Raw genomic sequence first — 21,831 nt, forward strand, 5'->3', positions numbered from 1 at the left:
GCATTAGTCAATAGTCAATGCTTAAAAAGTGTAATCTTATGAATAAAAGCTGAAACAAAGGTAGGATAGAAGGAGCTTTATTTGCTTTATTAAAAGACAAAATAAAAAGGGATTAAGTAGTAGGGAGTTGTTTTCCACAATATTTTTGAAATTAAAGCATTTACAAAAAGGAAACAGGAGTATATAATGGCAACATAACGAAACCGATTGCGTAAGGAGTGGCAGGAATGAAAAAAATGTTTAGTTTTGAGTTTTGGCAAAAATTCGGGAAAGCTTTAATGGTCGTTGTGGCAGTAATGCCCGCAGCGGGTTTAATGATTAGTATTGGGAAATCGCTTCCCTTAATCGATCCTAATTTAGGTTTGTTAGTAACAACAGGCGGAGTTCTGGAGAGTATCGGTTGGGCAATTATTGGCAACTTACATTTACTATTTGCGTTAGCAATAGGTGGCAGTTGGGCCAAAGATCGTGCAGGTGGAGCATTTGCAGCGGGGATTTCTTTTGTTTTAATCAACCGTATTACTGGAGCCATTTTTGGTGTAACAAATGAAATGTTGGCAGATGAACAAGCTTTCACGCATACCTTATTTGGCACCAAGATTATGGTGAAGGGATTCTTTACAAGTGTCTTAGAAGCTCCGGCATTAAATATGGGTGTTTTTGTAGGGATTATTGCTGGTTTTGTCGGTGCGATGGCTTACAACAAGTATTACAATTATCGGAAATTACCAGATGCGCTATCATTTTTTAATGGTAAACGGTTTGTCCCATTTGTCGTTATTTTGTGGTCAACAATTGTCTCAATTGCATTAGCACTTATTTGGCCAAATATTCAAGCGGGAATTAATAATTTTGGGTTATGGATTGCGCAATCTCAAGATAGTGCACCTATTTTAGCGCCATTCTTATATGGAACGTTGGAACGTTTGTTATTACCTTTTGGGTTACATCATATGTTGACGATTCCAATCAACTATACACAATTAGGTGGAACGTATGAAATTTTATCTGGCGCACAAGCTGGAACCCAAGTCTTTGGTCAAGATCCTTTATGGTTGGCTTGGGCAACAGACTTAGTGAATCTTAAAGGCGCTGGTGATATGAGCAAGTATCAGTTTGTCTTAGAAAATTGGACACCAGCTAGATTCAAAGTAGGCCAAATGATTGGTTCTTCAGGGATTTTAATGGGGATGGCTTTGGCGATGTATCGTAATGTCGATGCAGATAAAAAAGCTAAATATAAATCAATGTATTTTTCTGCTGCTTTAGCTGTTTTCTTAACTGGTGTGACAGAGCCGTTAGAATTCATGTTTATGTTTGCTGCAGTGCCGCTTTATGTGATTTATGCCGTGATCCAAGGTGCTGCTTTTGCAATGGCTGATATTTTACCATTGCGTGTGCATTCGTTTGGAAATATTGAATTGTTAACAAGAACACCGCTAGCAATAAAAGCTGGTTTAGGTGGCGATTTAATCAATTTTGTTTTAATGGTCATCATTTTTGGTGTTGTCACTTATTTCTTAGCGAATTTCTTAATTAAAAAATTTAATTACGCAACACCTGGAAGAAATGGAAACTATGACAATGATAACGGCGAAGAAATCGCATCTGGCGCGGCTGGTTCAGGCGTCGTCGATCAGCAAATCGCGCAAATTGTCTACTTACTTGGTGGTAAACAAAATATCAAAGAAGTTGATGCGTGTATGACACGCTTACGTGTCAGTGTAAAGGATCGAGAAAAAGTTGGTTCGGAAGAGGCGTGGAAACGGGCAGGTGCAATGGGCTTGATTGTGAAAGATAATGGCGTTCAAGCCGTTTATGGACCAAAAGCCGATGTTTTAAAATCCGATATTGAAGATTTATTAGCTTCCGGCGTTGACATTCCAGAACCGGTTATAGTAGAAAGTACAGCAGGAACGCCAACGACGAATTTCTTAGGCAAGAAAAAAGATTTCGTGGCTGTGGCGACAGGGGAAGTTATTCCAATGGCGCAAGTCAATGATCCTGTCTTTTCACAAAAAATGATGGGGGATGGATTTGCAGTTAAGCCTCTAGAAGGAGAGGTGGTGGCACCAATTTCGGGGAAAGTCCTAAGTGTTTTCCCAAGCAAACATGCAATTGGGCTACAAACAGAAGAAGGCATCGAAGTACTTGTCCATATGGGAATTGATACAGTTGAAATGGCAACACCTGCTTTTGAATCTTTTGTTAAAGAAGGACAATCATTGAAAGCTGGGACGAAACTAGCTAAAATGAACTTGGATGTGATTGAACAAGCTGGCAAAGAAACAACGATTATTGTCGCTTTTACAAACAGCGACAAAGTGGAACAAGTAGTTATTCATCAACTAGGAACCACCACTGCGGGAACTGTGATCGGACAGATTGAAATTTAAATGATTAGGTCGGGCACAATTATTGATTGTGCCCGACCTAATAACATGTAAGAGAAGGGGAAAAGATGAATCTTTTAACAATCAATACTCATAGCTGGTTAGAAGAAGAACCATTAAAAAAATTAGAGGAGATTGCCAAGGTGATTTTATCTTCTGAAAGTGAAATAATTGCCTTACAAGAAGTGAATCAGAAAGTCGCTTCCAAGAAAGTGCCGTTAGAACAATTAACTACTTTTTGTCCCATAGCGACCCAAACGCCGATCCATGAAGATAATTTTGCATATCTGATCGTTCAATATCTAGCTGAAAAAGGCCAACACTATTATTGGAGTTGGGAAATGAGCCACATTGGTTACGCTATTTATGAAGAAGGGAACGCACTACTTTCGAAATGTCCGTTGACTAGTGAAGCTCTCCTTATTTCAGAAAGCCAAGAACCAACGAATTATCGAACAAGAAAAATCTTAGTAGCGGAGACAGAGAGTTCAAAAGGTACGCTTACTGTTGTCTCTGGTCACTTTTCTTGGTGGGAAACACCCTGTACAGGTTTTGCCTATGAATGGCTACAATTAGAGAAATACTTAGCGATGGGGCAACAACCGTTAGTCATTTTAGGCGATTTAAACAACCCAGCTGGTACAACTGGCTATCAATTAGTGGAAAATAGTTACTTGCCGATTCAAGATGCATTTGTTGTAGCGGAAGAGACAAGCGGTGAAGCGACAGTAGAGAAAAAAATAGATGGCTGGGAAGAAAATGAAGCAGCCTTGCGGATTGACTACGCATTTGTTCCAAAACAGTGGCACGTACGAAAATATGAAGTAATTTTTGATGGTAGGAAAACACCGATAGTCAGTGATCATTTTGGCTTACTCATTCAACTAAAATAAGAAAAAGCGCTGAATTTTCAGCGCTTTTTCTTATTTATTCGCTCATGTAATTATTCTTATCAGTCTTGTTTGGCTAATTCTTGATCCCGAAGGATGGTGGCCTCAATCCCTTTGATGACTGTTGAAATAAACGCATTGTTTTCTAATTCGACAATCCCAGCAACCGTGGTTCCACCAGGAGAACTGACTTGGTCGATTAAAGTCCAAGGATTCTCTGTGCTATTTGCCAAAGTTTGAGCGCTGCCTAGTACAGCTTGTGTGGCAATTTCTAAGGCCAACTCTTTGTTCATACCATTTTTAACGGCTGCTCGGGCAATCGAATCAATAAATAAGAAAGCATACGCAGGAGTGCTACCTGCAATAGCAGTAAAAATCGAAAAATACTGTTCCTCTAATTCCCAGGCTTGGCCAACTGCTCGAAACAACGATAAAACAGTCTGGATGTCTTCAGGGGATGCAAAAGCGTTACCACAGACAGCTGCTGCACCTGCGCCAATTAATGCATTCATATTGGGCATCACACGAACAAGACGAAGCGGTTGGGTAGTCTCAAACAGTTGATATAATTCTGCAATAGTCGTACCTGCTGCAATGGAAACAATTAACGGTTGCTTGTCTAAAATTGCTTCTTTTGCTTCAAGTAAAGCTGCTTGAACGAATTGCGGTTTCACCGCTAAAATAACTAAGTCAGCTACTGCAATGGCTTCTTGTGGTGAAGCAACCGCGTGTGCACCAATTTCTTGTGCAAAAGCGGCGGTTTTTTCGACTTGAATATCATAAAAATAAAGGTTTTCTGCGGCAATAAATTGCTTTTTTAGCGCACCTTTGGCAATAGCGGATGCCATATTTCCAGCACCGATAAAACTAATTTTCATAAAAAATTCCTCCTAAAAACTGTTGAATCTCTTTTTTCGTGTTACCATGTATCTAGTATAGAAGGAAACGCCAAAGAAAAAAATAGAGGGAGTAAAGTAAAAAGTGTTGGATTATGAGGTGATTAATTGGCAAGCAAAGAAGAGCAATATGCAGCATTTTATCAGTTTTTAGAGACCTTAGATTGTTATTTAACCACTACCAATGCTCTTGAGAATGAAGTAGCGCAATTTAAGGAAAATCCGCATCGAGAAATTGCGGGCTTTATGTTGGCATCTTCGGAAACCATTGACGTTCCGAAAGGATTTATTCGGATGCTCTATTGTTTAGAGCAAGACGGCTATGCTTATTTGGATCAACAAAGGTGTTCGTTTTCGGCTGGCCAAGTCATGATTGTCAATGAGGCCACCTCGGTTAGCTATCAGGGGCAAGGAATGTCTATGATTATATTTTATTTTAAAAAGCACTATTTTCTTGATACGCTCTTAAACCAGCTGGCGGAAGAACCAGTCATGTATCGTTTTTTTACAGAAATTGCTAGCAGTGAATTTGAAAACATTCCTCGATATTTTGTTTTTGCCAGCCAGCCAAATTCGGATGTTCACGTCTATTCGCTATTATTACTGAAACAAATTGTGAAAATGGCCTATTTTAATAATAAAGTGACCAAAGCGGCCTTTGTTTTGCTGGTGGTGGAACTAGGTCAACTGCCTAGAGAAGCTTTAAAGATGCAAGATAATTATTTGTCGAATCATCAACGTGTTGAGGTGATTTTAGCGTATATTGAGCAACAGATTGCGCATGTCACTTTAGCAGAAGTCGCCGCTAAATTTCATTTTCATCCGAATTACTTATCGAATTTTTTAAAAGACAAGACAAACAAAACGTTTACGGAAATTGTCTTAGCCTATCGAATCCAATTGGCGAAAAACTACTTGAAGCAAACAGATTTATCGATTCAAACGATTGTTGAACGAATCGGCTATCAAGACAAAGCCTTTTTTTATAAACGTTTTAAAGAAGAAATGGGCATGACCCCAAAACAATATCGACAGAAAGAAGGAATGGCAGATGTACGAAGAAGTCTTTGAAGAATTTCAGTTAACTGTAGTAGAATTACCAATCGAATTTGTTGATGATTTGCCTGTCTATCGCGGACACTTAAAAGAATTAACGTTTCTTTCAGCGGAAGCCTCTTCACGAATAAAACTTTACCAACAGCTTTTACAGGCTTATTTATTGTATAGAGAAGAGAATCAAGCAGTTGTTGAAGAGGAAGAAATAACCTCCTCATTACTGTCTACAGAGCAGTTATTAAAATACTATGATGGTGAAACGTTCGATGGGTTTCAGTTGCCATCAAATGAATAAGAAAGCAGGGGAACAGATGGATACAATGGCAAAAATTAATCAATTTCGTGATGAAAGAAATTGGCGCCCCCACCATAATGAAAAAGATTTGGCGCTCTCAATTTGTTTAGAAGCGGCAGAATTGTTAGAACTTTTTCAATGGAAAACAGCAGAAGAAGGCATCAAACAAGAAGAACGAATCAAAGAAGAATTGGCTGATGTTCTCATTTACTCCTACATGATGGCTGATAATTTAGGGTTTGATTTGGACGAAATTATCGAAGAAAAGTTGAAGAAAAATGCGGTGAAATATCCAGTGCCACACTAAGAAGCTTGTATTTTGATTACACGCCCCAAAGTTTAGAAAAATATCAGTTTGGGGCGTATCAAAATTGATACTTTTTTAGTTTCAACTAGTTGTATTTGATTTAATCTATTGTCTCGAATAAGTAGATGAATCCTATCTGCGAAGTGGGTGTCGTTTATACTCCTAGTCTTAGCCAACGTTTATTATTTACCCTTGCAATAGCCAGCGCGATGACTGTTAGAACTATAATATACAAGATAATCAATAAATTGTGGTCAAAACTAATTGAGTTTTCTGAGCCTTCTAAAAAATTCTGGACGTTTAGATATAATTCGTTTGAAGCATCAAATATTGCAAAAAAACGTAAAAATCCACCAATTGCAACAAAAAGTACTGTTGTAATCCAATAGAGTATGCTAAAACCGATAGATAAAAGAACGTTAGCAGATAAAAAACTGATCAACGCAACAATTAAAATATACTGAATTGAAATCATCGATAATAAAAAAAACATTTGCAGAATTACAGAAAAATCCATAAAAATAAAGGAAACGATAAATAACAGAACTAGAATACTGCCTAGGGTCTCTACCGTAAGTGTCAAAACTTTTTTTATATAAAAAGTAAGGCTATTGGTATGCATCATACGATAAAATAAAATTGTTTTTCCTGAGTACTCTTTATTAATAAAGAAAGAGACTAGAAACGAAAACATTAGAAAGCCAAATTGTGTAAATACAGTATATGTACTAAATAAGTATTCTCGGTAACTTAACCTAGTTACTTTATCGATGCCAATAGGTAGAATCCATCCCATTGCAAAGATTGCAACGATAATTGCAATTAAAATAATCATTATTTTGTTGGAAATCGTTTTTTTTAATTCCAAAATTTCACCCCTCAATATACTTCTGAATAACTAGAGAAAGATCACGGGAATATTCAAATAAAATAGAAATGTATGAATAGAAACTTTTTCATTGACTTTCACATGGTGTCAAGGTTTATGATAAGAATATCAATTGAATGAAAAGGAGACTCTATGTATCAAATTGGGCAATTTGCCAAGTTAATGGATATTTCCCCACGGATGCTGCGTCATTATGAAAAAGCAGGAATTTTTGTTCCAAATGAAATTGATAAAAAAACAGGATATCGCTATTATAGTGCACATCAAATTCCTTTATTGAAACAAATTTTACTGTTAAGAGATTCAGGGTTTAAAGTTGAAGAGATGGCGGAAACTTTGAGAAAACTTAAGGATGCTTCTTTTTTGGAAACTATTTTGTTAAGAAAACGAGATCAATCGCGACATTTAATTCAAATGGAGGAGCAAAAGATTAAAAAAATTAATCAACAGTTAGTAGCTTTGAAGGAGGAAAAACAAATGATTAAAGGGACAGAAATCGATTTTATTGTTAGTGATAGCCTTAAGGCGCTTGCCTTATATAAAAAGGTGTTTGAAATAGAGGTAGTGGAAGCAACCGAATACCCTATCGGAATGAATGAAGCGGTTTTTCAACTTTATGGCACGAGGTTTCACATGTTAGATGCCAATGAAGAATATGGGTTAAAAGCACCAACCCAAGAACATCCCAATACTATCTGGTTTAATATAACAGTAGAAAATATTGAAGAGACACATCAACTGGCAATGGAAAACGGTTGTCAAGAAGTACAGCCTATTACTGAAATGATGGAAGGAGCGCTCAAAAATTCATTGTTTGTTGATCCGTATGGGTACATGTGGATGCTCCATCAAATCTATCAAGAGTTGAGTTTTGATGAGCGAATTGAGATTTTGGAAAACGAGCTGTAAAAATCACTATTCTTGTGTTTGTTTAACTAGTTATCTGAAAAGAACGTAACGCTTATCAACTAAGCGTTACGTTCTTTTTTTGCGTGTTAACAGAAGTTTAGTTAAAAAGATAAAGATTTGAACGTCTATATTCGGTATACTAACTATTAAGAAAATAAATTTTTAATACAAAAAAATTTATTTAGCTCTGTGGAAAATCAGAGCTAGAATATTCGGTAGGAGTGGAAGGGAGAAAAAATCAGTGTATGGGAAAAATAAAGTAGGGATAAAATTACAAATGAGCGTGGGGGAGTATCGAAAAACAAAAGTAAAAAGTATTATAATGAAGAATTTAGTTTATCTAGCTGTTCTTTTAATAGGGATCTATTTGGGAATGAGTTTCTTAAAACGATTTGAAAGGACTTATTCAGCTCCAACAGACGATGTCGTAGTAAAAATTAATCAAAATCATCTTTTTGTTTCAGATAATGCACAAATTTTGAACGAAGAAGTCATTAATAATGTACAAAAAATTAATCAAGAACTTAGTAAGACGGAAACGAAACCACAACTAATGGTTATCACAGTTGAGCAAGTTCCTGAAAACGAAACGATTGAAAGCTTTACTAATCAAATAGGTAATAAATTAGGTATCGGAAATAAACTTTATAATAATGGAGTGATTTACTTAGTATCTGTCAAAGACAGGCAAGCAAGACTTGAAGTAGGCTATGGGCTTGAAGAGATAATCCCAGATAGTTTAACCGATGAAATAACAGATAGTACCGTGAAAGATTTTTATAAATTAAAGGATTTTAATGCAGGAATACATATTGTCACCACTCGGATTAAGGAACTACTTACTACTGATACTATGTCTAAAACGACCTCGCTACCTAAGATTAGTTTTTTGCAGAAAATTTGGTTATATTTATTAGGAATAGGAAGGTCGTTAAAGCCTTGGCTAATTATAGTTTTTATTATTGTTATGTTGTATTTTTTATGGGAATTACGTAATGCGGGGAAAGAACTTAGTGCCCGCTTGGCTCTAGTTGACATGGCAAACCGCTATAAGGAAGATGTAGCTATGTTTTATAATGGCGGTATTTCCTCTGAGTCAATTGTTTTAGGAGAACAATCGGTTGAATTTAAAGCTGCCAAGGAGCGTTTGGAGAAAAATATTTTATATCCTGAAAATTCGAAAAAAGAGATAATAATTCCCGCATACTATGATATGGATTTTGCATTTGGCGAGGTGACACCAAAGAAATTTATTTATAATTATGTTGCACAGTGGAAAGATTTAAGAAGCTCTTCTATGTGTGCTTTTTTTTGGAAGGTGAATCAACCATGGATCTATTTACCGCGTTTTTGGATAGGTGAAGTGTATTGGGAAAAAGTTCCAGAAACGAAACTGCCTGCGTGTCGGATTAGTGGAATTAATGATAACTTAATACCTGCTTACCTAAAAATTATTTTGTTTCCTCTTTCGATTTTATTAAAACATCCTTTTTTGGTATCCGTGACTCTGATTATTTATGTTCAAGTTAGTTTATCAGAGCAGTCGTTTACTTCGACAGTTTTCACACTAATCACAGAGATTCTGACATTTTTAGAAGACGAAGACTCTTTAGTACCCATGGTTAGTCTGGTCTATTTTTTGATTCTGGTCTTTTTCTTATTTGGTTATATAAAATCAATAGGTGTTGGCTTACAAAATAGATTGCATCTGGATTCTATGATCCGTAGGTTTTTAAAAGATATCCAGCAAGTAAGTTCAGAAAAATCAAAATCATTAAAACAATTAGCAAACGATTTAGACAACCAGCAATATAAAATTGAAAAAAAATTATTGCGGAAAAAAATTAGAGAAAAAAAGATTACCAACAAAAAAGCTTCAAAATCCTTCTATCCGATAAGATTTATTAAGACTACGTATCCTGAATACTATGATATGCGTTTTGCTTATGGAAATGTGTCTATTGCTAAATTTCTAGCAAGTTCACGTTCTGACAGGCAACTAAAAAAGACCAGTATGTATGCGAATCGTCATGATTGGTGGGTTACAAGCAACGAGGGTTCTTCTGATGATGGCTCCGGTGACAGTTTCGGAGGTGGGAGTTTTGGCGGAGGTGGAGGTACTTCAAGTTGGTAGAAAGTTAAACTAGGTTAGGATGAACTTGGGATAACAAAAGCGCCTCTTAGAAACCTTGGTTTCTAAGAGGCGCTTTTGTTATCGTTACGTCACAGGAGGGATTCGAACCCCCGACCGTCCGCTTAGAAGGCGGATGCTCTATCCTGCTGAGCTACTATGACAATAGTTGTAACACAACAAAGCTAATTATAATGGAAGTAGTGTTAGAAAGTCAATCGGAAATTTAAATAACAGAAGAAGTTTTTTTGGAGAGAGAAAGTGAAGAAAATAGAGAGTTTATATTGACGAGGTTTTCTGGTTCTGTTATTATAGTTAGTGTTGTAATTGTGGTCTCCACAGCTACAACCGCACAGAACAAGTTTTTAAGTATGAGTAATCATCACTTGGGATGGCGAGTCTAAGTCTAGAAGAAGGAGGTGCTGTATAGCATGTACGCAATTATCAAAACTGGTGGTAAACAAGTGAAAGTTGAAGTAGGTCAAGCAATCTACGTTGAAAAATTAAACGTTGAGGCTGGCGAGAAAGTTGTTTTTGACGAAGTTATCTTAGTAGGTGGCGAATCTACAAAAGTTGGTGCGCCAACTGTTGCAGGCGCAACTGTTGAAGGAACTGTTGAAAAACACGGCAAACAAAAGAAAGTCGTGACTTTCCAATACAAACCTAAAAAACACTCTCACCGTAAACAAGGTCACCGTCAACCGTATACAAAAGTTATGATCGAAGCAATCAACGCTTAATCTCTCTTGTTGACAGGAAAGAAGGCCTATCAATGATTAAAGGTTCTTTTAAACGAACAGGCTCCGGCCGAATCGTTTCATTCGAATTAACCGGGCATGCTGAAGCAGGTCCTTATGGCAGCGATGTGGTTTGCGCGGCAGTTTCTGCCTTAGCAATTAGCACAGTCAATGGGATTGATGCCTTAGCAGGTTTTGAACCGATTGTGGAAGTTGATGATGTAGAAGGTGGCTACCTTTATGTCGAGATGTTAACAACTGTCAATCAGGAACAAAAAAATATTGCCCAAATTCTATTAGAAAATCTTTTATTAGGTTTACAATCAATAGAGAACGAAAATACTGAATTTATTCAAATAAAAACAATCACTGAGAAATAGGAGGTGCAGACTATGTTATTGACTATGAATTTACAATTATTTGCCCATAAAAAAGGTGGCGGTTCTACATCAAACGGCCGTGACTCTGAATCTAAACGATTAGGCGCTAAAAGTGCTGATGGCCAAACAGTTACAGGTGGTTCAATTTTATACCGTCAACGCGGAACTAAAATTTATCCAGGTGTGAACGTTGGAATCGGTGGCGACGATACGTTATTTGCAAAAGTTGACGGTGTGGTACGTTTCGAACGTAAAGGCCGCGACAAAAAACAAGTATCAGTTTATCCAGTAGCTAACTAGTGTAATAGCTCAAACCTTTGTTTATCAAAGGTTTGGGCTTTTTTTGTTGGTTTAAAAAATATTTGACCATACTTTTGACCATACTAGTTAAAAGCCGATGTATTTTGATAGTTTTTCGGTAGTTTTTTCTTTTCCATCATTTGTTAGATGTGTATAAGTATCTAAAGTTGTTTTTATGTTTGCATGTCCTAATCGTTCCTGAACTTCTTTATGATCTGCACCAGCATAGTATAATAAAGATGCATGCGTGTGTCTAAATCCGTGAAGCCCAATGTTTGGTAAGTTAGCCTTTTTACGATAAATATTGTATCTATCTGTAATAGCTTGATTTATTGTAAATTCATTTTCTTCATTGGTGAAAATACGTGAGGGTTGTGTATAACCAAGTTTAAGAAGATATTTTTTTTGCTCTAATTTCCATTTTTTTAAGATAGTTATTGTTTTTGCATCTAATATTAGTGTTCTGTTTGATTTTTTTGTTTTTGGAGTATTTGATACATAATAATGGTCAGATTTAGCAATTGTTTTGTTGATTTGTAGTTCACCAGTTTTAATGTTTAAATCGTCCCAAGTAAGAGCTAACAACTCCCCTATCCTACATCCACTAAAAGCTAATAATCTGAATAATGTATAATCTCTTATTGTAATGTAGGTACTTTCGCTTTGTTCAATACTTTTTAAAAATATTTGAAGTTGATCTTTTGTATAGAATTTAATTTTCTTTTCTGATGTAATAATATCTTGATTTTTAGGAACTATTACATTAATCACTGGGTTTTGATTGGTAACTCCTATGTTAATAGCAAATTTGAAGACTTGATTAATATAATTTATAAAAAGGGGATATTGTTTTGAACTACCTTTGGAATGCCATGTATTCACGATTTTCTGACAATAAGCAGTTGAAATTTTTGATATTTCAATTTTTCCAAATGAAGGTAGTATGTGTTTTCTGAAGATTATTTCTGTTCGAGAGTAGCTACTTTCTTTTACGGTATTTTTATAATTTTCTAGCCACATAAATGCTACTTTTTGGAATATTATATTAGTGGAAGAGGGAATGCCATTTTTTTGAATTTCCATTTCTAACCTTGCTAATGCAATTTTAGCCTCTTTTTGAGTGCGAAATCCTCTCTTAGTTGTATACTTCTTTTTTCCAGTTAGCGGATCGGTACCAAGATATGTTTTGAAGTACCATGCTTTTTCACCATTTTTCTTTTGATATTGTTTTATCATTGCCATTTATAAAACCTCTTTTCGAGAACGTGTGTTCGTTTTTTGTTTTTTAAGAAAAGCCCGGAGGCTAGTCTTTATATTTTTTCCATTGTTCCGTTATTCATATCCCATTGGGCATGAACAGAATTAAGATTTGCACCAGCAGAACTCATTATTCCAGTGAATTTTACCTTATCACCAGTTTTAAAATCTTTTGTATTATTTAGGTCTTTTACAAATATTACATAAGAAGCTAAAGGGCTAGAAGAAATTGAATTAGTCCATGTTTCATTAGAAAATTTATTATTGGCAATAACGGCAACTCTTTTACCCATAGGTTCAATTACGGTACCTGTGAATGTAAAAGATTTTCCTTTAATTAATTCTGAAAATACTTTCGATTGGTCTGTAGTTGGAGTAATTGAATAATACTGATCCACAAAGCTTTCAAAATCTTGTGGATTTGTTTGAAGGTACTCCTGGAATTTTGTAATATTGGTATTATTAATATTCGAGCTACTAGTATGTTTTTCTTTTATAGTTGCTTCTTTTTTTACAGAACTTATTTTAGTAGATGAGATACTAGAATTTTTTTCCTCTTCTTTGTTTCCAGAACATGCAGTAAGAAGTAATAATGACAAAAATACTAAAGAAACTTTTTTCATTTAATAATTCCTCATTTCTTAAAAATATTTATATAAAAATCATCTACAAAACTGATTTTTATTATTTATAAATATATTTCCATTTCTAATGGTAATCCATAGTAATTTAAAATATCCAACTTAGTAGGATAGCATAATTCGTTTAAATGTGAACCATCTATTAAAAGGTGTGTTGCTCCGCAATTTGCTTGAGCTTCTATTTTAGAAGTAGAAGAAAAACTGTCTGCAGTCATTCGTGCCGTATTATCATTTGGATGGAAAATAGCATGAGACAGTTCATGACCACAAACAAAAAGCATTTTTTGATAAGGTAATTCTGCATTTAAATGGATAAATTTACATCGATGATTTTTGGTGTAAAAACCATATACTTCCTCACCAAAATAGCCATATAGAATAGTAATACCTCTCTTTTCAGCTATTTTGAATGGATCATTAGTCCCATATTGTTTTTTTAGTTTCTCAATTTCATACGGCACTTCTGATAAAAGCATATGACAATTCCTCCTATTTGTTACTGTTGATTACCACGATATTTTTTAGGAGTGAACTTCTTCTTGGCAAGAGCTTTTCCGATACGTAAAGATTCTTCAATAGAAGAAAGAATTGCAGCACGTGCTTCGGGAGAAAGTTCTTCTGTATCTTTAGAGAAAGCAATTGCTTCAGAATTTTTCATATTTTCGATAATCAATTCTAATTCTCTTTGGATGTCTTTTTCATCTTTTTCAGTTAAATCGTAATATCGGCGTTTATCTGTACGACCTAAAAGATAATCTGCGCTGACATCAAAAAAATCAGCTACTTTTTGCAATCTTTCGCTAGAAGGAGATTGTTTTGACCACTTACTTATACTTCCCTGTGCAAAATTTAATTTTCTTTCTAACTCGGCAACGGTCATTTTTTTCTCGTTTGCCAATAACTTAACTCTATCTAATAGCATGATATCAGACCTTTCGGCTTTAAAACAAAGAAATTGACAATTGTACAAATAAGTCATTGACAAATTGATAATAGTCAATTATACTATGTTTTGTAAGCAAGTAATTTATGGCATACAAAAAGCAAAACAAAAACTGAATTGTCTCCCCAGACATAAGTAAAGCTCACTTTTTGTGTGCTGTATTTCTTATGCTTACATTATGTACTATTGTCAATTAGCTGTCAATAGATTTGACAAAAATAATTGAATATTATCAATTGAGTAGTAGGAGGAGGTGGCTACTAATGACTTTAAAACAACAAGTACAAATTGCCCTTATTGAAAAGAAATGGAGCCAACGAGAATTGGCACGTCGAATGAAAATTTCAATGGCTTATCTACAAGATATTTTAAATGAACATCGTAAACCGATTGAAAGATTAAAACAAATTGAAGAGATTTTGGGTATTAATTTAGAAATAGAAAAGTAACAAATCAACTAGCTTAGGAGATGTAACTTATGCAGCTAAACATTCCTGATGAAATGGTTCAAAACGAATTAGCAAATAACATTACTTTCATAGTATTAAAAGAAATTGAAAATCGTTTGAATTTATTGACTAAAACCATTGAATTACCGCCATATCCTAACAAATCGCAAGTAAGAAAGATTTTAGAGATTGGCGATGAAAAATTGAATAATTGGATTTCAAAAGGTTTAAAAATTCAACAATGGAGTAATCAGGATATTCGGATTGAACGATCTGAATTACAAAGATTTCTAAAAGAAACTTTTGAAATTTAAAGGGGGAAAGAAGATGGAGAATCTAGTAATTATGAAAAACCAACAAGCAGTAACAACTAGTTTACAAGTTGCTGAAGTATTTGAAAAACAACATAAGCATGTTATTGAAGCAATAGAGTCTAAAATTCAATCGGCCGAAAATTCGGCTCATTACCAAAACATGTTTGCTGAAGGAGAATACAAAGATTCAAGAGGTAGAAAACAAAGATTGTACTACATGAATCGAAATGGCTTTTCTTTTATTGCATTTGGATTCACTGGGAAAAAAGCAGATTCATTCAAACTGAAATACATTGAAGCTTTTAACCAAATGGAGGAACTGCTTAAAACTCAATCAAACTTACCGATTAATAACACAGAATTGTTATTAGAAGCTGCGTTAAAACATGAACGTGGATTGACTCTTGTAAATCAACGTTTAGATAAGCTAGAAACAGAAACAACAATTAATAGAAGCCAACAACGAAAGATACAAGGCCTAGTTTCATCAACTGTTATCAAAGTATTAGGTGGCAAAAAAACATTGGCTTATAAGGATTCAAGTATTAAGCAATCAGCATTTAGTAATTGCTATAAACAATTGAAAGCATTATTCGATGTAGCCTCTTATGTAGATATTCCAAAAGTTCGATATGAAGAATCATTAACTCTAATTCCTAAATGGAAGCCTGACTTGGAATTACAAGCAAGAATTGATATGGCTAATGGAAACGGAGATATGTTTAAAGAAGTGAGCTAGATCAGTAAATAAAAATAAAAGGATAAGCCTAACTTATCCTCAGTTAAAAGTAGTATCAACAATGATTGCTTTTGGATTCATATCATTCTTAATGGATTCAATGATTTCTAAAACAGAAGATTTGTAGTAGTAAGTTTTGCTTGATGCGATTATTTCATTTTCTTCAGTTTTAATCAAAAAATAGTATTTTTTATCGGAAGCTCGTTTAATCACAAAAAACACTTTGACACCTCGCTTTAAAAAATTTTATCAAGAACAACGAAAGGATAGAAGCTAATGTTTAATTTTTTAATCAATCCAGAGTTTTGGAAAGGATTTATAGTCTTGGGAATTTTAGTAATTATAGCTATCTATTTGGCGATTAAGCTTGATAATTAATCAGCTAAAAAGCTTAATATAGTTCTTTTTACTTCCAACGTAGTACGGTCATTTATTCCAGATTTGAGATTAGAAGTGAACAATAACTCACCTTTTTTATAGTTAGTTTCAAAAGTCATTTTAGCTGCTGGAATATTCTCCGTAATGGGAGCTCGCACAAGTAAATATACTTGAGGACTTAATTCAAAGTCTTTATGAACAGTTTTATACAATTGGATATCGGATTCTTTAAATTCACCAGTACCAATGCACAAAGAAATATTAGTCATTTTTTTATCTTGAGGTCCTATGACGAACTTTCTGTGCTCTGAAAACTTATTTTCTGGGTCGAGATTGATTTCTCTAAAAATATCATATCCATCTTTTTGAATGGTTAAAATTTCTGTTTCATCAGGATAGTATTTTACAGTTATCGTTTCATAGTCTTGACCAATATTAAAGTAAAGAACCAATTTAATAATAGTGAATATACCAATTGCGCCTACTACTTTAAAAGTATAAGACAAGGCTTGAATGATTAAGGGATGATTGGTTCGAAAACTTTCAAAAAGAGATATTCATAATTAATCACCTCACTTTCAACTAAATTATATCAAAAAAATTATAGGAGGTTAACCATGAAAGCGATACGTGAAGCTCGACTGATAGGAGCATTTTTAGTGATGATTGCACTAGGTGCGTTCTTGAAAAGTCAATTTTCAGTGGTAGTAGTGACCATATTCATTGTACCAATCTTTATACGTTGGTTTTTTGATTGGGACGAGGCCAAGTATCAATACTCTAAAAAAGGAGGCGATAAAAAATGTATGTAGCTGTGGGTGAAGCTAGTAGAGAAACATACGTGATTGGAGAAACACAAGCGGAAGTCTTTAGAAAATTGCTTGAAGAATATCCATATGTTTCATTTGATGAAGGTGTTTACCCAGAAAGATTAAGTATAGTACAAAAAGAGCCCCAATCGTTTGCAGACGATTAAGGGCAAATAAAAATATTATGTTAAGGAGAGTATACCAAAATGAACGACAAAATTCAAAAATTGATTAAGAAACTAGCAAAAGAATGCCAGAAAGAGGATATAGGTTTATCTTTAGCTGCTATTGATTTAGAAGGAGAAGCAACAATAGCCCAAATTGGAGAAGATGCGATGGTAGCTATCGCTGCACATAGCCAATACACCCAAGTAAAAGAAGCACTAGCTGAATTAGATTGTGATTGTCCAATGCATCATCATTTGAAAGAAATGTACGGTATTGAAACAGAAACTACAGCTAAAAATAAACATACTTTTGTCACAGATGATCCAAACGATTTGATAGATATATTATCGAAAATTTCTCGAGGTGAGTTTAAGTGATTGAAGTAAGAGGCTTAGGCAACGACATTTACGAATTAATGCTAGCAAACGCACAGAATAACATTGTCCAATCAATACGAACATCAGCATCTTACGGTAATACAAGTTGTGTGGTAAGCAGTAAAGGAGCTACAAAATTATTTTTAGATCAATTACAAATGCAAGGTGTCGATTATATCGAATTGGAAGATGAAAAAATAAAACTATTTTGGGAGGGATTGTAATGCCTGAATTTGATTCGTTAGGGGCAAAACAAGAGCCGTCCGAAGAAAAAGAAGTGTTAGAGCCAACGTGGGAATACGATGAGGAGGAAGATAATTATGCCAACACTCTATGAACTTAGTAATGATTATTTAAAAGTATTATCACTTGCTGAAGAGCTTGACGATGGCACTTTGAAAGATACGTTAGATAGTATTAACGATTCTATCGATTTAAAGGTTGAAAATACAGCGAAAGTAATTAAAGAACTTGAAAGCACGTCGTCAATTGTGGATACGGAAATTAAACGATTACAAGCACGAAAAAAGGCGCTTTCAACTAGTGTCGATAACCTTAAAGGATATTTGCAACAGGAAATGGAAAAAGTTGGTAAAACAAAAATTAAAGGGGAATTATTTAATGTAAGTATTCGGAATAACCAAGCTTCGGTAAAAATTACTGATGAAAAATTAATTCCGTCAGGCTTTTTAATTCCGCAACCTCCTAAAGTAGATAAAAAGGCGTTGAAAGAAGAATTGAAACATGGAGAAGTTGAGGGTGCAGAATTAGTTCGAACAAAATCAATTCAAATCCGATAGGGGCTAAGTAAAATGACAACAGAAATTATAAATCAAAACCATTCTATGGATATGGTAATGGATGCAGATTTAAGTAAAGTGACACAACAATTACAAGCAATATCTAATTTTCAAACAGTAGTGCAAGAGAATCTAAAGAGTGGACAAGATTTCGGATTGATTCCAGGAACAAATAAACCTACGTTATTAAAGCCAGGTGCAGAAAAGATTCAGATGCTATTTGGAGTAACAAGTGAATATGAAGAAATTGAACGGATTCAAGATTATGATAACGGTTTTTTCGCTTATACAATCAAGTGTACGTTGTCTAAAAATGGACAGAAGATTACTGAGGGCATGGGACATTGCAACACGAAAGAGAAAAAATATATCAAACAAGATCCATTTACTTTGGCTAATACCTGCCTGAAGATGGCAAAAAAACGTGCACAAATTGATGCTACGTTAACGATTGTGAGCCTATCCGAAGTATTTACTCAAGATATGGAAGATTTACAAGAATTTGTTCAAAGAGAACAAACGGAAACGATGAATGAACAAGATGCTCGATTAATGAAAGTTACATTTGGTAAACATAAAGGGCGTACTCTGGGAGACATCGTTCAAGAAGATGCTTCTTATGTGGAATGGTTAGCAAAAAATGCAAAACAAGAAGCGATGAAACAAGCTGCTAATATGCTTCTTGGAAAATCTAAAGGACAACAGAATGCTGTCCCGTTGATTACAAAAGAACAAATAGATGAAGTATATTCATTAGCCGATATAATTGCTAAGGCAAATAATCTTTCTCGAGAAGAAGTTATAAAAGCTTATGGAATTAATGAACTTGAAAAAATTAATCAAATGAAAGCAAAAGAATTTATTGAACGATTAGGAAATAAAGTTTCTTCATTAATGCCAGAAAGTGTGGAAAAACAAGAAGAGCTGTTTGATGATTCTAATCCTCCTTTTGAAGGAACAGAAATTGATATTTCTAATGATGATTTACCATTTTAATAGCAAACAAACCGAGAGGGGATTTTCCCCTCTTATCTAGGGAGGTGCGATGATGGACTATATTAAGCAGATTTTAGCGTTTGACGATTATTTAATGTACAATCAGGGACTTTCATCTGGGCAAATTGCTTTATGGCGCGCATTGATGAGCATAAACAATAAAACAAGATGGAGTGAGTGGTTTACGGCAAGTAATCAAACGCTTGAAACTCTAGCTGGTCTTTCACGCCAAGGAATAAATAAAAATCGAAATGTATTAAAACAACTAGGATTAATTGATTTTCAAACCAATGGAAGAAAAGCAACTTCTTACCATATATGTAAACTTTATATATCAAATAGTGTACAAGGAAGTTTACAAGAAGATGTACGTAAACTTTCTACGTCAAATAGTTTACAAGAGAGTGTACAAGACAGTTTACAAAGTAGTAGCGAAACAGTAGCGGAAAAGTGTACAACACAGTTGCGCAACAGTAGCACATTATATAAACATAAACAAAACATAAATATAAACGAAAACACAAACATAAATAATCATGAAGAAGATGTCGGTGTGTATGAGTTTATTCAAAGCCATTGGGGACAACAGCCTAATAACTTGTTGAAAGGTGCTTTAAGCCCATGGATTAGAGAATGGGGTCCAGAGCTAGTTTTGTATGCTGTTAAACAGGCTTATGAGTACAGCGTAGATATGAGATGGCTAAAATCATATGTGGATAAAATTTTTGCGAATTGGAAAGATAAAAGCATAACCACGCTTGAAGAAGCAATGGAAGCGCAGAAAGCATTTAAAGAAACAAGCAAAAAAAATACAGGGATCAGTAGCTATCAAAATAAACCTGTTCGGCAAGAAAAGGTGCCTGAATGGATGAATCAAGCAAACGGTGAAGAAGAAAAGCTATCACCAGAAGAACAAGCTGAATTTGAAAGACAAATGCAAGAATTTTTGGGAGGATAAAACATGGATGAATTAGTTAAATTAGTGGAAGAATGGGCGAAAGAAAAGCATTTAGATAAAGCAGAACCTGAAAAGCAAATGCTAAAAGTGATTGAGGAAGTTGGAGAAGTTGGGGCTGCATTGGCAAGAAACAATGAAAACGACCTAAGAGATGGTATTGGTGATGTGGTTGTGACGTTAATTATTCTCGCTATGCAAAATAACATGGACTTATACGAATGCCTAAATCAAGCATATAGCGAAATCAAAAATCGCCAAGGGGAAATGGTAAACGGAGTATTCGTCAAAGAAGCCGATTTGTAAGGTTCGAGGTGGAAAAGATGCGAATTATTCTACCGATTGAGCCTAAGCCACAAAGTCGCCCAAGATTCGCAAGGCGCGGAAATTATGTTCAAACGTACGAAGATCGAGCGATGAAAGAATACAAAAATCAAGTAAAAAATTATCTTCGTAAATCAAGAGCAAAGTTGATTGAAAAAGGGCCAGTTTTCGCACATGTGACGTTTTACATCCATCCGCCTAAATCAGCTCTAAGCAATAAACAGAAACGCTTAGAAGTGGAATTAGAGCGGAAATATTGCGACAAAAAGCCTGATTTAGACAATTATTTTAAAGCAGTGACAGATGCTGCTGAAGGTATTTTATATAAAAATGATGGTCAAATTGCTGTGATGGTTTGCCAAAAGCTGTATAGCATGCGAGCACGAACAGAAATTGAAATTATGAGTTTGGAGGATATAAATGAAAATTGATATTGGCAAAACCTATGAAATTATTCCTCACAATCGCTTTCAGCACGCTTTACATGGAACAGTACAAAAAGTCTATGATAATGCGGTGTTAGTCAAAGTTTGTCATGTACATCAAGATGAGGAAGAAATGATAACAGATTCTAACAATCAAATCATTGTTAGTAAAAAATATCTATCCAAGCAAATTAAAACAAAAGAAACGAAGGAGACAAAACACATGAAATTTAATTTAAATACAGCAACGTTACTTATTTCAGGGAATTTTGGAGTGAAAGCAGAGGAATGTTTAACGATCTCAAAAAGCGGTCTGGCTTTAAGTGGTCCAGTAGTACAACGCTTGAACAAACCAGAATGGGTTCAATTATATTTAGACGAACAAAACAAAGCGTTATTTGTTTTGCCGTGTGAAGCAACTGCAGAAGGTGCAAGAAGTTGTGTAAGTCCTAAAGCAAATAAAAAAACAGGCTATCGAAAAAGCTGGAATGGTCATGTGTTAAGAAAAGCTGCCGAAGTTGGAGGCTTTAATATCGAAACAGATGTTTACCATGTAAAACCAGAAGAAGTGGAAGGACATCCAAATGCTTTAGGATTTGATTTAACGAAGGCGGTAAAAGTTAATGGGTAAAACTAAATCTAAAATCAAGAAGAAAAAACGTAGACTAAAAGAAAAAGCTATTGCAAACGGCACATACAGTAAGCGAGGTAAAAGCGATGGTATGTATAAAATGCAAGGGACAGATGATTGTCTGGGAAAAAGATAGATTCGGTCATTCAAAAGCAACTTCTTGTCCGTTATGTAACAAAAGCGGACAGAATGTTGCGAAAAAGTTAGCTGAGATTAGGAGTGTCAATGATGGAAATAATAAAAATTAGAATTTTTGTAAATAACAGAACATTTATGATGACTACGTATGATACTGAAATAAACAAAAAAAAACTTGGTAACTTAATTAACTTGCTTAATGATGTCACATACAGAAATAAGTTTGTAAGAATTGGCGATGTTATTTTGAAGCCCAAAACGGTTGAAAGAATAATTGTACTTTAAATAAACAAAAGAAAGGAGT

33 protein-coding genes, 1 tRNA gene, 1 pseudogene and 1 other annotated feature are annotated in these 21,831 nt (G+C 34.7%); of the genes and pseudogenes, 26 read left to right on the forward strand and 9 right to left on the reverse strand.

What is annotated here, in order from left to right:
- Positions 1-227: 227 nt before the first annotated feature.
- Complete coding sequence (locus IGJ90_RS03575; protein ID WP_002366318.1) at positions 228-2,396, forward strand: PTS transporter subunit IIBC; 2,169 nt, start codon at positions 228-230, stop codon at positions 2,394-2,396.
- A 65-nt stretch (positions 2,397-2,461) separates the two neighbouring features.
- Positions 2,462-3,286, forward strand: coding sequence for a maltose 6'-phosphate phosphatase (mapP, locus tag IGJ90_RS03580; RefSeq protein WP_002358863.1), 825 nt, complete (start codon positions 2,462-2,464; stop codon positions 3,284-3,286).
- Between the two features lie 59 nt (positions 3,287-3,345).
- On the opposite strand, the gene proC is transcribed toward mapP, so the two are convergent.
- A complete protein-coding gene (proC, locus tag IGJ90_RS03585; RefSeq protein ID WP_002355848.1) occupies positions 3,346-4,161 on the reverse strand; it encodes a pyrroline-5-carboxylate reductase in 816 nt (271 codons plus the stop codon).
- Positions 4,162-4,287: 126 nt separating this feature from the next.
- On the opposite strand from proC, the gene IGJ90_RS03590 reads away from it, so the two are divergent.
- The 3 genes from IGJ90_RS03590 to IGJ90_RS03600 are packed head-to-tail and all read left to right on the forward strand — an operon-like array spanning position 4,288 to position 5,837.
- A complete protein-coding gene (locus IGJ90_RS03590) occupies positions 4,288-5,250 on the forward strand; it encodes a helix-turn-helix domain-containing protein (RefSeq protein WP_010777464.1) in 963 nt (320 codons plus the stop codon).
- Positions 5,231-5,530 carry a hypothetical protein gene (locus IGJ90_RS03595; RefSeq protein WP_002366320.1) on the forward strand — a complete coding sequence of 100 codons (300 nt, stop codon included), beginning with the start codon at positions 5,231-5,233 and terminating at the stop codon, positions 5,528-5,530. Before IGJ90_RS03590 ends, IGJ90_RS03595 begins: the two co-directional genes overlap by 20 nt.
- Entirely contained in the window at positions 5,523-5,837 is a 315-nt protein-coding gene (locus tag IGJ90_RS03600; protein ID WP_002363321.1) for a nucleotide pyrophosphohydrolase, read from the forward strand. The genes IGJ90_RS03595 and IGJ90_RS03600 overlap by 8 nt, the downstream gene beginning before the upstream one ends.
- A gap of 154 nt (positions 5,838-5,991) precedes the next feature.
- Here the strand turns inward: IGJ90_RS03600 and IGJ90_RS03605 are convergent, their stop codons facing one another.
- A complete protein-coding gene (locus IGJ90_RS03605) occupies positions 5,992-6,672 on the reverse strand; it encodes a peptide ABC transporter permease (protein WP_025186566.1) in 681 nt (226 codons plus the stop codon).
- A gap of 186 nt (positions 6,673-6,858) precedes the next feature.
- On the opposite strand from IGJ90_RS03605, the pseudogene IGJ90_RS03610 reads away from it, so the two are divergent.
- The 3 genes and pseudogenes from IGJ90_RS03610 to IGJ90_RS03620 all read left to right on the forward strand — a co-directional run.
- Positions 6,859-7,059, forward strand: a pseudogene (locus IGJ90_RS03610) (MerR family transcriptional regulator); the annotation flags it as partial.
- A 144-nt stretch (positions 7,060-7,203) separates the two neighbouring features.
- Positions 7,204-7,635, forward strand: coding sequence for a VOC family protein (locus tag IGJ90_RS03615; protein WP_025187508.1), 432 nt, complete (start codon positions 7,204-7,206; stop codon positions 7,633-7,635).
- A 241-nt stretch (positions 7,636-7,876) separates the two neighbouring features.
- On the forward strand, positions 7,877-9,769 hold the full coding sequence (locus IGJ90_RS03620) for a TPM domain-containing protein (protein WP_438767586.1): 1,893 nt from the start codon (positions 7,877-7,879) through the stop codon (positions 9,767-9,769).
- Between the two features lie 87 nt (positions 9,770-9,856).
- On the opposite strand, the gene IGJ90_RS03625 is transcribed toward IGJ90_RS03620, so the two are convergent.
- Positions 9,857-9,930 (reverse strand) — tRNA-Arg (locus tag IGJ90_RS03625).
- A gap of 172 nt (positions 9,931-10,102) precedes the next feature.
- Positions 10,103-10,178 (forward strand) — a sequence feature (ribosomal protein L21 leader region).
- 19 nt (positions 10,179-10,197) lie between these two features.
- Between IGJ90_RS03625 and rplU the strand changes: the two genes are divergently transcribed.
- The 3 genes from rplU to rpmA are packed head-to-tail and all read left to right on the forward strand — an operon-like array spanning position 10,198 to position 11,183.
- On the forward strand, positions 10,198-10,506 hold the full coding sequence (gene rplU / locus IGJ90_RS03630; RefSeq protein ID WP_002355866.1) for a 50S ribosomal protein L21: 309 nt from the start codon (positions 10,198-10,200) through the stop codon (positions 10,504-10,506).
- Between the two features lie 32 nt (positions 10,507-10,538).
- The gene (locus IGJ90_RS03635) at positions 10,539-10,883 is read left to right on the forward strand and encodes a ribosomal-processing cysteine protease Prp (protein WP_002355867.1); all 345 of its coding nucleotides are present in this window, start codon (positions 10,539-10,541) and stop codon (positions 10,881-10,883) included.
- 12 nt (positions 10,884-10,895) lie between these two features.
- Positions 10,896-11,183, forward strand: coding sequence for a 50S ribosomal protein L27 (gene rpmA / locus IGJ90_RS03640; protein ID WP_002355868.1), 288 nt, complete (start codon positions 10,896-10,898; stop codon positions 11,181-11,183).
- Positions 11,184-11,270: 87 nt separating this feature from the next.
- On the opposite strand, the gene IGJ90_RS03645 is transcribed toward rpmA, so the two are convergent.
- From IGJ90_RS03645 to IGJ90_RS03660, 4 genes are all read right to left on the reverse strand, one after another.
- Positions 11,271-12,425 carry a site-specific integrase gene (locus IGJ90_RS03645; RefSeq protein WP_016632506.1) on the reverse strand — a complete coding sequence of 385 codons (1,155 nt, stop codon included), beginning with the start codon at positions 12,423-12,425 and terminating at the stop codon, positions 11,271-11,273.
- A gap of 68 nt (positions 12,426-12,493) precedes the next feature.
- A complete protein-coding gene (locus tag IGJ90_RS03650; RefSeq protein WP_016632505.1) occupies positions 12,494-13,063 on the reverse strand; it encodes a DUF3221 domain-containing protein in 570 nt (189 codons plus the stop codon).
- 65 nt (positions 13,064-13,128) lie between these two features.
- Positions 13,129-13,557, reverse strand: coding sequence for an ImmA/IrrE family metallo-endopeptidase (locus IGJ90_RS03655; protein WP_016619058.1), 429 nt, complete (start codon positions 13,555-13,557; stop codon positions 13,129-13,131).
- A gap of 20 nt (positions 13,558-13,577) precedes the next feature.
- Positions 13,578-14,003: a helix-turn-helix domain-containing protein gene (locus IGJ90_RS03660; RefSeq protein WP_016619057.1), complete on the reverse strand. Its 426-nt coding sequence runs from the start codon at positions 14,001-14,003 to the stop codon at positions 13,578-13,580.
- A gap of 284 nt (positions 14,004-14,287) precedes the next feature.
- Here IGJ90_RS03660 and IGJ90_RS03665 point away from each other — a divergent pair, with 284 nt between their 5' ends.
- Genes IGJ90_RS03665 through IGJ90_RS03675 form a run of 3 tightly spaced genes read left to right on the forward strand, consistent with a single transcriptional unit; the run spans position 14,288 to position 15,526 of the window.
- Positions 14,288-14,473, forward strand: a complete 186-nt coding sequence (locus tag IGJ90_RS03665; protein ID WP_016619056.1) for a helix-turn-helix domain-containing protein — start codon at positions 14,288-14,290, stop codon at positions 14,471-14,473.
- 29 nt (positions 14,474-14,502) lie between these two features.
- A complete protein-coding gene (locus tag IGJ90_RS03670; protein WP_016619055.1) occupies positions 14,503-14,787 on the forward strand; it encodes a hypothetical protein in 285 nt (94 codons plus the stop codon).
- 13 nt (positions 14,788-14,800) lie between these two features.
- Entirely contained in the window at positions 14,801-15,526 is a 726-nt protein-coding gene (locus IGJ90_RS03675) for an ORF6C domain-containing protein (protein WP_202568179.1), read from the forward strand.
- A gap of 39 nt (positions 15,527-15,565) precedes the next feature.
- Here IGJ90_RS03675 and IGJ90_RS03680 read toward each other — a convergent pair whose 3' ends face one another.
- Together IGJ90_RS03680 and IGJ90_RS03685 are read right to left on the reverse strand one after the other, a co-directional pair.
- Positions 15,566-15,748, reverse strand: a complete 183-nt coding sequence (locus tag IGJ90_RS03680; protein ID WP_002364224.1) for a YegP family protein — start codon at positions 15,746-15,748, stop codon at positions 15,566-15,568.
- A gap of 152 nt (positions 15,749-15,900) precedes the next feature.
- Complete coding sequence (locus tag IGJ90_RS03685) at positions 15,901-16,410, reverse strand: hypothetical protein (protein WP_016632624.1); 510 nt, start codon at positions 16,408-16,410, stop codon at positions 15,901-15,903.
- A gap of 111 nt (positions 16,411-16,521) precedes the next feature.
- Here IGJ90_RS03685 and IGJ90_RS03690 point away from each other — a divergent pair, with 111 nt between their 5' ends.
- The 12 genes from IGJ90_RS03690 (at position 16,522) to IGJ90_RS03745 (ending at position 21,812) form a co-directional block, all read left to right on the forward strand.
- Positions 16,522-16,716, forward strand: a complete 195-nt coding sequence (locus tag IGJ90_RS03690; RefSeq protein WP_016632625.1) for a hypothetical protein — start codon at positions 16,522-16,524, stop codon at positions 16,714-16,716.
- Positions 16,707-16,880, forward strand: coding sequence for a hypothetical protein (locus IGJ90_RS03695; RefSeq protein ID WP_016632626.1), 174 nt, complete (start codon positions 16,707-16,709; stop codon positions 16,878-16,880). Before IGJ90_RS03690 ends, IGJ90_RS03695 begins: the two co-directional genes overlap by 10 nt.
- 39 nt (positions 16,881-16,919) lie before the next feature.
- Positions 16,920-17,258 carry a hypothetical protein gene (locus tag IGJ90_RS03700; protein WP_016632627.1) on the forward strand — a complete coding sequence of 113 codons (339 nt, stop codon included), beginning with the start codon at positions 16,920-16,922 and terminating at the stop codon, positions 17,256-17,258.
- Positions 17,255-17,482 carry a hypothetical protein gene (locus IGJ90_RS03705; protein ID WP_016632628.1) on the forward strand — a complete coding sequence of 76 codons (228 nt, stop codon included), beginning with the start codon at positions 17,255-17,257 and terminating at the stop codon, positions 17,480-17,482. The genes IGJ90_RS03700 and IGJ90_RS03705 overlap by 4 nt, the downstream gene beginning before the upstream one ends.
- Positions 17,483-17,578: 96 nt before the next feature.
- Positions 17,579-18,058: a siphovirus Gp157 family protein gene (locus IGJ90_RS03710; protein WP_016632630.1), complete on the forward strand. Its 480-nt coding sequence runs from the start codon at positions 17,579-17,581 to the stop codon at positions 18,056-18,058.
- 12 nt (positions 18,059-18,070) lie between these two features.
- Positions 18,071-19,054 carry a hypothetical protein gene (locus IGJ90_RS03715; RefSeq protein WP_438767588.1) on the forward strand — a complete coding sequence of 328 codons (984 nt, stop codon included), beginning with the start codon at positions 18,071-18,073 and terminating at the stop codon, positions 19,052-19,054.
- Positions 19,055-19,106: 52 nt separating this feature from the next.
- On the forward strand, positions 19,107-20,012 hold the full coding sequence (locus IGJ90_RS03720; protein WP_016632632.1) for a DnaD domain protein: 906 nt from the start codon (positions 19,107-19,109) through the stop codon (positions 20,010-20,012).
- Between the two features lie 3 nt (positions 20,013-20,015).
- A complete protein-coding gene (locus IGJ90_RS03725; protein ID WP_016632633.1) occupies positions 20,016-20,315 on the forward strand; it encodes a MazG-like family protein in 300 nt (99 codons plus the stop codon).
- A gap of 8 nt (positions 20,316-20,323) precedes the next feature.
- A complete protein-coding gene (locus tag IGJ90_RS03730; RefSeq protein WP_025193430.1) occupies positions 20,324-20,764 on the forward strand; it encodes a RusA family crossover junction endodeoxyribonuclease in 441 nt (146 codons plus the stop codon).
- On the forward strand, positions 20,754-21,389 hold the full coding sequence (locus IGJ90_RS03735) for a hypothetical protein (RefSeq protein ID WP_010716208.1): 636 nt from the start codon (positions 20,754-20,756) through the stop codon (positions 21,387-21,389). The genes IGJ90_RS03730 and IGJ90_RS03735 overlap by 11 nt, the downstream gene beginning before the upstream one ends.
- A complete protein-coding gene (locus IGJ90_RS03740) occupies positions 21,382-21,525 on the forward strand; it encodes a hypothetical protein (protein ID WP_010708408.1) in 144 nt (47 codons plus the stop codon). The genes IGJ90_RS03735 and IGJ90_RS03740 overlap by 8 nt, the downstream gene beginning before the upstream one ends.
- A gap of 92 nt (positions 21,526-21,617) precedes the next feature.
- Entirely contained in the window at positions 21,618-21,812 is a 195-nt protein-coding gene (locus IGJ90_RS03745) for a hypothetical protein (RefSeq protein WP_025193431.1), read from the forward strand.
- Positions 21,813-21,831: the final 19 nt, after the last annotated feature.

The sequence above is a fragment of the Enterococcus sp. AZ129 genome, from assembly GCF_051714505.1.
Taxonomy (GTDB): Bacteria; Bacillota; Bacilli; order Lactobacillales; family Enterococcaceae; genus Enterococcus; species Enterococcus faecalis.

Bases quoted from the DNA above. Each gene is read 5' to 3' on its own strand.
- IGJ90_RS03660 (WP_016619057.1), bottom strand. From the start codon at position 14,003: ATGCTATTAGATAGAGTTAAGTTATTGGCAAACGAGAAAAAAATGACC.
- IGJ90_RS03675 (WP_202568179.1), top strand. From the start codon at position 14,801: ATGGAGAATCTAGTAATTATGAAAAACCAACAAGCAGTAACAACTAGT.
- IGJ90_RS03655 (WP_016619058.1), bottom strand. From the start codon at position 13,557: ATGCTTTTATCAGAAGTGCCGTATGAAATTGAGAAACTAAAAAAACAA.
- IGJ90_RS03595 (WP_002366320.1), top strand. From the start codon at position 5,231: ATGTACGAAGAAGTCTTTGAAGAATTTCAGTTAACTGTAGTAGAATTA.
- IGJ90_RS03600 (WP_002363321.1), top strand. From the start codon at position 5,523: ATGAATAAGAAAGCAGGGGAACAGATGGATACAATGGCAAAAATTAAT.
- IGJ90_RS03665 (WP_016619056.1), top strand. From the start codon at position 14,288: ATGACTTTAAAACAACAAGTACAAATTGCCCTTATTGAAAAGAAATGG.
- IGJ90_RS03605 (WP_025186566.1), bottom strand. From the start codon at position 6,672: ATGATTATTTTAATTGCAATTATCGTTGCAATCTTTGCAATGGGATGG.
- IGJ90_RS03635 (WP_002355867.1), top strand. From the start codon at position 10,539: ATGATTAAAGGTTCTTTTAAACGAACAGGCTCCGGCCGAATCGTTTCA.
- IGJ90_RS03650 (WP_016632505.1), bottom strand. From the start codon at position 13,063: ATGAAAAAAGTTTCTTTAGTATTTTTGTCATTATTACTTCTTACTGCA.
- proC (WP_002355848.1), bottom strand. From the start codon at position 4,161: ATGAAAATTAGTTTTATCGGTGCTGGAAATATGGCATCCGCTATTGCC.
- IGJ90_RS03735 (WP_010716208.1), top strand. From the start codon at position 20,754: ATGAAAATTGATATTGGCAAAACCTATGAAATTATTCCTCACAATCGC.
- IGJ90_RS03745 (WP_025193431.1), top strand. From the start codon at position 21,618: ATGGAAATAATAAAAATTAGAATTTTTGTAAATAACAGAACATTTATG.
- IGJ90_RS03725 (WP_016632633.1), top strand. From the start codon at position 20,016: ATGGATGAATTAGTTAAATTAGTGGAAGAATGGGCGAAAGAAAAGCAT.
- IGJ90_RS03645 (WP_016632506.1), bottom strand. From the start codon at position 12,425: ATGGCAATGATAAAACAATATCAAAAGAAAAATGGTGAAAAAGCATGG.
- mapP (WP_002358863.1), top strand. From the start codon at position 2,462: ATGAATCTTTTAACAATCAATACTCATAGCTGGTTAGAAGAAGAACCA.
- IGJ90_RS03695 (WP_016632626.1), top strand. From the start codon at position 16,707: ATGTATGTAGCTGTGGGTGAAGCTAGTAGAGAAACATACGTGATTGGA.
- IGJ90_RS03690 (WP_016632625.1), top strand. From the start codon at position 16,522: ATGAAAGCGATACGTGAAGCTCGACTGATAGGAGCATTTTTAGTGATG.
- IGJ90_RS03740 (WP_010708408.1), top strand. From the start codon at position 21,382: ATGGGTAAAACTAAATCTAAAATCAAGAAGAAAAAACGTAGACTAAAA.
- IGJ90_RS03670 (WP_016619055.1), top strand. From the start codon at position 14,503: ATGCAGCTAAACATTCCTGATGAAATGGTTCAAAACGAATTAGCAAAT.
- rplU (WP_002355866.1), top strand. From the start codon at position 10,198: ATGTACGCAATTATCAAAACTGGTGGTAAACAAGTGAAAGTTGAAGTA.
- IGJ90_RS03715 (WP_438767588.1), top strand. From the start codon at position 18,071: ATGACAACAGAAATTATAAATCAAAACCATTCTATGGATATGGTAATG.
- rpmA (WP_002355868.1), top strand. From the start codon at position 10,896: ATGTTATTGACTATGAATTTACAATTATTTGCCCATAAAAAAGGTGGC.
- IGJ90_RS03700 (WP_016632627.1), top strand. From the start codon at position 16,920: ATGAACGACAAAATTCAAAAATTGATTAAGAAACTAGCAAAAGAATGC.
- IGJ90_RS03720 (WP_016632632.1), top strand. From the start codon at position 19,107: ATGGACTATATTAAGCAGATTTTAGCGTTTGACGATTATTTAATGTAC.
- IGJ90_RS03575 (WP_002366318.1), top strand. From the start codon at position 228: ATGAAAAAAATGTTTAGTTTTGAGTTTTGGCAAAAATTCGGGAAAGCT.
- IGJ90_RS03615 (WP_025187508.1), top strand. From the start codon at position 7,204: ATGATTAAAGGGACAGAAATCGATTTTATTGTTAGTGATAGCCTTAAG.
- IGJ90_RS03710 (WP_016632630.1), top strand. From the start codon at position 17,579: ATGCCAACACTCTATGAACTTAGTAATGATTATTTAAAAGTATTATCA.